Origin of the sequence: Flavobacterium sp. (assembly GCF_044377315.1) — a bacterium.
Classification (GTDB): Bacteria; Bacteroidota; Bacteroidia; order Flavobacteriales; family Flavobacteriaceae; genus Flavobacterium.
The window spans coordinates 1-7,312 of record NZ_JBILJG010000046.1; the positions used below are offsets into that span (position 1 = coordinate 1).

A 7,312-nucleotide genomic window follows, 5' to 3' on the forward strand; every position below is an offset into this window, starting at 1 on the left:
GCACGTAACTGACGAACAGTTCCTGTTTTATCAAATTTTCTTTTATAGCGCTTTAATGCTCTATCGATATTTTCTCCGTCTTTAATTGGTATAATTAACATAATATAGACACCTCCTCTCGTTAAGGGTGCAAATCTAAATAAAAATTATGATTTATGAATTACGAATTATGAATTATTTTTAAAAACAACTATTTAACGGCTGGTTTATAATTCTGCTTATCAATTATCATTTTTGATAAAATCTCTCTTAATATTTCAGAAGTTCCGCCACCAATTGGTCCGAGACGGCTATCTCTAAGTAATCGAGCTAATGGATATTCTTCCATATAACCATATCCGCCAAGCATTTGCAAACAGCTATAAATAGTTTCGTCTGCTACTTTTGTAGATTTTAGTTTGGCCATTGTGGCTTCTTTCACTACATATTCACCTTTGTTTAGCCTAGCTACCGCAGCGTAATTAAATATTTTACAATGCTCTACATCAGTTGCATGGTCAACCATTGTATGACGCAATGCTTGAAATTTGTCAATTGTTCTACCAAATGCTTCGCGTTGCGACATGTAATCAATGGTATAATCAATTGCATATTCGGCTCTTGCATGTGCGTTTATGGCCATTATCAAACGCTCTAAAGCAAAATGTTGCATGATATAAGGAAAACCTTTTCCTTCTTCACCCATTAAATTTTCTTCAGGAATTTCAACATTATCAAATGCAATCTCTGCAGTATCAGATGCTCTCCAACCCAATTTATCTAATTTTGTTGCTGATACGCCTTTTAAATTTGTATCCATCAAGAAAATACTTATTCCTTTATTTCCAAGTTCAGGATTGGTCTTTGCAGCAACAACATAATAATCGGCGTAAACTCCGTTAGTAATAAAAGTTTTTGAACCATTTATTACATATTTATTTCCATTTTTTACAGCTGTTGTTTTCATTCCAGCAACATCACTACCGCCAAAAGGTTCTGTAATACATAAAGCGCCTATTTTATCGCCAAAAATACTTGGTATCAAATAATCATTCTTGATTCGTTCATCGCCTTCTGCATTTAAATGTGTCATTGCTAAGTAAGCATGTGCCCACATAGCGGCTGCAAAACCAGATGATTTTATTTTTTGGAGTTCTTCTAAGAACACAACTGTATAAAATAAATCTAGATTCATACCACCATAAGCTTCAGGATAATTGATTCCGAAAAAGCCCATTTCCCCGAATTTTTTCCATATAAAACGCTCAATAGTACCTGTTTTTTCCCATTTTTCAATGTGAGGCACTACTTCTTTTTGCAAAAAATCTTGCAAACTCTTTCTAAATAATTCGTGTTCTTCTGTAAAGTATATTGAATTCATAAATAAGCCTATTTTTGTGTTCTTTTTTTAGAATTCCAAATATAAGGCAATTATTTTTATTTTATCAACAGGAAAATCTTTTATTTTTGTTAAATCCTCAATTTTGATATCGCCATTCATACTTCTATAAGTGACAATATTTTTTGAAATTGGATATCGAAAATAAGGAAATTGACCTAATTCTTTGATTGAAGCGTTGTTAATATTTACTTTCTTGATTTTAGGATTATTAATGATTTTAAAACTTTGCTTCAATTTTTCAATAACTTCTAGCGAAAGTCCCCAAACATCGCTCATTTGTTCCATCGAAACGAATTCGCCAAAAACTTCTTTTTGTTTCAAGATACGTTCAGAAAGTGCATCGCCTATTCCGTAAACTTTCATCAAATCTTCTTTGGTTGCCGAATTGATGTCTAGAATCACAACTTTTTCTTTCTTATCATAATTAGTTTTTGAATAATCAACCCAATTACTTTTTGCTCCAGAATTCTTCTTGTTCACCCAATCAGGAAACTTGAAATAAGGCGAAATTGCTTTTAATAGCGAATCTGAAATTCCAGTAACTTGTTGGAATTCTTGGGGTGAATTGGCAAATTTTCCTTGTTTTCTAAAGGCTAATAATCTATCTATTTGTTCAACAGTCATTCCTAATTTATATCCTTTAAAATCGGTTATAAAATTGGGGTTGAATGGATAGATTTTATAGGAAGAAGTTGGAATATTTTGTTTTAAAGAATCAATTTCTGATTGTAATGCCAACCATTGTTGTTTTTCGGACGTGTTTTTTTCTGGTTGAGAAAAATCGATAAAGTAAAAAGCAACTTGAAAAACAACAATCAAAGACAATAGCAAAACCAAACCTAAACGCTGGGATTTTGTAAAATTGAAATACGATTTTATTGGTTCTTTATAATCCATAGTAAAAAGTTATAAATCAAAAACTGAAGTTCTTTTAGCGCGAATAAGATCTTTTAGTCGCATCCAAAATGCCAATGTTAAGTAAACCCCAAACCATAAACCAGCCGTTACAAACGAAATATAAATAAAAAACATTCGCACGCTATTGGCTCTCATTCCCAACTTATCAGCAAGTCGAGAGGAGACGTGAAAACCATGTTTTTCGAAAAAATATTTTAAATGAATTACAAAAGGCATATCAATTTATGTTTATACAAAGTAACAAAAAATAGTTTAATTATTTTTGAGTAGTTCAATTCCGATGGTACAATCTAAACATTTAGAATGATTACAATATTCGTTCTTTAGTTGTAACAAACTTTGCGTTTCAAAAGCATTTTTTGATTTAATTCCGAAAGATGAAAATTTTTCAATAATACTGTTACTTTCAGGCGCCACTTCACGCAAAAGTTCGAGTAGATTTTCAGCAATTTCTTTGCCTTGACTTTTAGCATAAGCAAATTGAACTGGAATTATTGTATTGATAATCAACAAGTCAATAAAGGATTTAGAAAGTGATTTCTTTTTCTTTGTACTTTCTTTGTCAAACTGATAATGCGATTGCCAATATTTAGAAACCGAAACGATAAATAGATTATAAACTTCTGAAACTGTTGTTGCACTTATAATTTTTGAAAATAAATTTTGATGTAAATGATACACATTAGCCAATTGCGACAATCGAATGGTTGGAAAATTATCGGGTCGGTGTTTGAAAAACTGAACTGGTTCTATTTGCTTTTTTTCAAATTGATATTTGTGTAAAAGATAATAAAACCTAAATTTTAAATCTTTGAAATAATTATCTTCTTTCTCAATATCTAACAATCCTGATGCTCCAAAAAGCATAGCTTCGACATTTTCAACTTCAAAACTTTCTTTTCTTATTACCGAAAAAGGAATAGCTGTTGCCACTTTGAAGAAAATTTCACCATTGGTATTGAGTCCAAAGTTTTTCGCTAAAAGCACAAACAAAACTGCTTCCCAATCTTGGTTAGTTGTTTCAACTAAATGGTAAATTGCTTTTGATTTTCTTTCTAAGCGTTCAAAAAATAAGCGTTCTTGCCAATTTGAAATTAAAAATTCATCAATTGTTGCGATTTGCTTTTCGCAGAAAATCCATGACTTTGGAGTTACTAAAGACTGGTAATTTTCATAAATATCTTTTGAAACATATTGTTTAAGTTCCAAAACAGGAATTGGATGATTATTTTTATTGAAAACATCGGTATCATGTTCCCAAACGACATGTAAAATCACGTTATCGTAGGCTTCATCTTTCTCGTGATGATGCACATACCAATCGGAAGATTTTATATGAATTTCAACATTTCCTGCCCATTTTTGATTACCAATAATAACTTGAGCATTGAAAAAATCAGGGCCTGCAAGTTGTGTATATTGACCACAATTGACAATAGAAATTACTTCACCCGAAACGGATTTTAGGTCAGAAATAGCAAATTTCTTGTATTTCCAGAGATAATGTAGAAAATCTTCTTTCAAGTTTTTTCTATTTTAATTATAATTTTATCACTAGACGAATGTAAGAATTTATTTTAACAAATACAATTTCGCACAAGCTCTTGCATCAGATAAAGCTTCATGATGTACTAATTCTATATTATTCAAATCGCTGCAATGCCTAAGATTAGCAGGTTTGTAGCCTTTGGCGCGATAAATTTTACAAGTGCATTCCCAAATAGCTGGAATTTCTAATTCATCATAGTACAATCCATAACACTTCATCGTTTTTTGCAAAACATTGCGATCAAAACGTTCGTTATGTGCCACAATTTTGCGTCCGAATAGTCGTTTTCTGATTTCGGGAAACAAATCGTCAAACATTGGTTTGTTTAAAGTTTCAATAGGTTTTATCCCATGAACCATAATGTTTCTGTACCAATACTCGTTGTTAGGTGGTTGTATTATTGTATAATATTCGTCTGTAATAATTCCGTCATCAACAGTTACAATTCCAACTGCACAAGCACTTTCAGGATAACCTGTTGCGGTTTCAAAATCGATTGCTGTGAAAGTCATGAGATTGCAGATTGTAGATTAACGAATTTTGATTTTAGATTAAAAATTATAAGTATAAAGATTCTGGAAGCATTTTTAAAAAAGGCATTGCTTTGGTGTAATCGAGAGATTCAAAAAACAAACCTAAATTATTGAGATTTTTATAATAATTTTCAATATTTTTATAATAATTCAATTCACTTTGAATAAACCAAGCCTTTTCTCCTAATTTTTCAGAAAGAAACCATTTTTCAAGTAATCTTCCTGACCTTCCATTCCCGTCTTCAAATGGATGAATATTTACAAAACAGATGTGAATAAAAGAAGCATAATAAAAAATTTCACTAAATTCTAATTCCATAGTTAGCAAAAGTTCTAAATCCTCCCAAAAAATTCTCATTAATCTAGGAACATCATGACTTTGTGCAGCTTCATACTGAACTTTAAATGTTTTATGCTCCATTACAACCATATTACAATTTCTATAAACACCTCTTTTTGATTCAGACAACAAGTGTAATGAAACTATTTCATGAACATTTAAGAAATTGTTCAAAGTTAATTTTTGTGATTGAGCAAATTTATAAGCATTATACAAATCATTCGGCTTTTCTACCAAGTCTTCGAGATATTCAATATCCAACATCTTATGCTTTACATAACTATCAATCTCCATTCGTTCTCCTTCAATTTTAGAAGAAGCCATTACAGCAACAGAAGTATAAAAACTAAAAGAATCATTAGAAATCTCGGCATCTTGAAGTGCATTGAATTTTTCTTCTAACTCTTTAGGAAAAGTAGCTTTATATTCTTTGAGAAGTATGTTAGGAATTATTTTCATTTAAAAATTGATTGTAAACAAATGTAAAATTAAAAAAGTTTGAAAACAAAAAACCTGCAAGAATTTAAATGCTTACAGGTTTTAATGAGATTCTTCGTGCCTCAGAATGACAAAATAATTCTTATTTTATTGAACCGATAATATCATATTTAGTAATAATGTGGTGTTTTCCGTTTCCTAAATCTACTAAAACGGCTTGATTTTCTTTGGTAAAAAGCTTTGAAACCTCTTCTATTGCAGTTCCTAGTTTTACAATTGGATACGGTTTTCCCATGACTTCTCTGATTGGTTTATCGGCTACATTTTTATCAGAAACATAGTTTTGGAACAAGTCAGATTCGTCAACTGAGCCAACAAAACCAGTTATATCTATTACAGGTATTTGAGAGATTTTGTATTTACGCATTCTTTCAATTGCGTGAGAAACAAGTTCTTCGGTACGCACAATTACCAATGGTTTTTCGATATGATCTTTGATAACATCTTCAGCTTTAGTGATTTCTTGGTCTAAGAAACCTCTTTCACGCATCCAATCGTCATTGAACATTTTTCCGACATAACGACTTCCTGAATCGTGGAACAAAACAACTACAACATCGTCTTTGGTAAAATGTTCTTTTAATTGCAGCAAACCTTTTATGGCAGAACCAGCAGAATTACCAACAAAAATACCTTCTTCGAGAGCGATTCTTCTAGTGTAAACGGCAGCATCTTTATCGGTTACTTTTGTAAATCCGTCGATTAAGCTGAAGTCAACGTTTTTTGGAAGAATATCTTCTCCAATTCCCTCTGTTATATATGAATATATTTCGTTTTCGTCAAAAATTCCTGTTTCGTGGTATTTTTTGAAAACCGAACCGTATGTATCAATTCCCCAAATTTTGATGTTTGGATTTTTTTCTTTTAAATATTTTGCGACACCCGAAATTGTTCCGCCGGTTCCTACTCCGACAACGAAATGTGTAATTTTTCCGTTAGTTTGTTCCCAAATTTCTGGACCAGTTTGCTCATAATGCGCTGTTGCATTACTTGGATTGTCGTATTGATTTACGTACCAAGAATTAGGTGTATCTTCTCCTAATTTTTTTGACACAGAATAGTATGAACGAGGATCGGTTGGTTCAACATCGGTTGGACATACGACAACTTTTGCACCAACAGCTCTTAATATATCCATTTTTTCTTTGGATTGTTTATCGGTAATTACAAAAATACATTTGTACCCTTTTACGATTGCGCCAAGCGCCAAGCCCATGCCTGTATTTCCTGAAGTTCCTTCGATAATTGTTCCGCCTGGTTTTAGACGACCGTCAGCTTCTGCATCTTCGATCATTTTTATGGCCATTCTGTCTTTTACAGAATTTCCTGGATTAAAGGTTTCTACTTTGGCAAGAACAAGAGCATCAACACCAGCTATCACTTTGTTAAGCTTTACCAATGGCGTATTACCGATTGTTCCTAATATATTTTCTGAATAATTCATGAAATTTATGATTAATGATTAACGATTTAACAATTTTAGATTGCAAAGATATTGATTAATAATAGTTTTACAAAACCTTGATTTTAGAGAAAATGGTTGGCTGACTAACCCTGATGGCAGTGGAAATACTGTTATTGCGGTGTTCGCAATAAGAGATTGGAACGTACAGCAGGAACATGGTTTACTAAAATTGGCAAGCGATTCGTTTCTAAAAAAAATTACTGAAAGAAATTCCAAACCAATCCGAAGCGGACTATGAAATCTCTATAAGGATAATCTGGAGCAGCGTAAAAGTTGTTTTTGGAAGCAAATGCTGAGTTAAAATGTTCTGCTTTTATAAAAATTCTGGTTTGTCGAATTCTTCCGTTGATGAAGAAATCGAAGTTTGAAAAATCTCCAATTTTCTTTGAATTTTGCACAAAAAATTCAGATAAAACTGGATTAAAAGCGTTAGCGTAGTAACTTGTAAAATAATTAAAAGTTACACCAACTTGAAGAAAAAGTGCTTTTTTGTAGAAAAAATTGGAGAAATAAAGCGTGTTTCTTGTTACTATTTCAGGAACGTTTAAAATTGGGTCATCTTGAGTTGTTTTTTGATATAAAATAGTGTTGTCAAGTGCTAGTTTCCAGTATTTTATTTCTTTATTGG

At 31.8% G+C, this 7,312-nt stretch carries 9 protein-coding genes; all 9 read right to left on the reverse strand.

What is annotated here, in order from left to right:
* Positions 1-101: 30S ribosomal protein S21 (gene rpsU / locus ACIQ66_RS11070; RefSeq protein ID WP_396212863.1), on the reverse strand; the 101-nt coding region annotated here is incomplete at its 3' end.
* A gap of 89 nt (positions 102-190) precedes the next feature.
* Positions 191-1,360 (reverse strand): acyl-CoA dehydrogenase family protein, encoded by a 1,170-nt coding sequence (locus ACIQ66_RS11075; protein ID WP_396212855.1) that lies wholly within the window; start codon positions 1,358-1,360, stop codon positions 191-193.
* Between the two features lie 27 nt (positions 1,361-1,387).
* Complete coding sequence (locus ACIQ66_RS11080; protein ID WP_396212856.1) at positions 1,388-2,278, reverse strand: helix-hairpin-helix domain-containing protein; 891 nt, start codon at positions 2,276-2,278, stop codon at positions 1,388-1,390.
* 9 nt (positions 2,279-2,287) lie between these two features.
* A complete protein-coding gene (locus tag ACIQ66_RS11085) occupies positions 2,288-2,515 on the reverse strand; it encodes a PspC domain-containing protein (RefSeq protein WP_396212857.1) in 228 nt (75 codons plus the stop codon).
* Positions 2,516-2,551: 36 nt separating this feature from the next.
* Positions 2,552-3,823: a DUF2851 family protein gene (locus ACIQ66_RS11090; RefSeq protein WP_396212858.1), complete on the reverse strand. Its 1,272-nt coding sequence runs from the start codon at positions 3,821-3,823 to the stop codon at positions 2,552-2,554.
* Positions 3,824-3,871: 48 nt separating this feature from the next.
* Positions 3,872-4,360, reverse strand: coding sequence for an exonuclease domain-containing protein (locus tag ACIQ66_RS11095; protein ID WP_396212859.1), 489 nt, complete (start codon positions 4,358-4,360; stop codon positions 3,872-3,874).
* A gap of 46 nt (positions 4,361-4,406) precedes the next feature.
* On the reverse strand, positions 4,407-5,180 hold the full coding sequence (locus ACIQ66_RS11100) for a Fic family protein (RefSeq protein ID WP_396212860.1): 774 nt from the start codon (positions 5,178-5,180) through the stop codon (positions 4,407-4,409).
* A gap of 121 nt (positions 5,181-5,301) precedes the next feature.
* Positions 5,302-6,663 carry a pyridoxal-phosphate dependent enzyme gene (locus tag ACIQ66_RS11105; protein WP_396212861.1) on the reverse strand — a complete coding sequence of 454 codons (1,362 nt, stop codon included), beginning with the start codon at positions 6,661-6,663 and terminating at the stop codon, positions 5,302-5,304.
* 218 nt (positions 6,664-6,881) lie between these two features.
* The coding region (locus ACIQ66_RS11110; RefSeq protein ID WP_396212862.1) for a putative porin at positions 6,882-7,312 on the reverse strand (431 nt) is incomplete at its 5' end.

Bases quoted from the DNA above. Each gene is read 5' to 3' on its own strand.
- ACIQ66_RS11075 (WP_396212855.1), bottom strand. From the start codon at position 1,360: ATGAATTCAATATACTTTACAGAAGAACACGAATTATTTAGAAAGAGT.
- ACIQ66_RS11080 (WP_396212856.1), bottom strand. From the start codon at position 2,278: ATGGATTATAAAGAACCAATAAAATCGTATTTCAATTTTACAAAATCC.
- ACIQ66_RS11085 (WP_396212857.1), bottom strand. From the start codon at position 2,515: ATGCCTTTTGTAATTCATTTAAAATATTTTTTCGAAAAACATGGTTTT.
- ACIQ66_RS11095 (WP_396212859.1), bottom strand. From the start codon at position 4,360: ATGACTTTCACAGCAATCGATTTTGAAACCGCAACAGGTTATCCTGAA.
- ACIQ66_RS11100 (WP_396212860.1), bottom strand. From the start codon at position 5,180: ATGAAAATAATTCCTAACATACTTCTCAAAGAATATAAAGCTACTTTT.
- ACIQ66_RS11105 (WP_396212861.1), bottom strand. From the start codon at position 6,663: ATGAATTATTCAGAAAATATATTAGGAACAATCGGTAATACGCCATTG.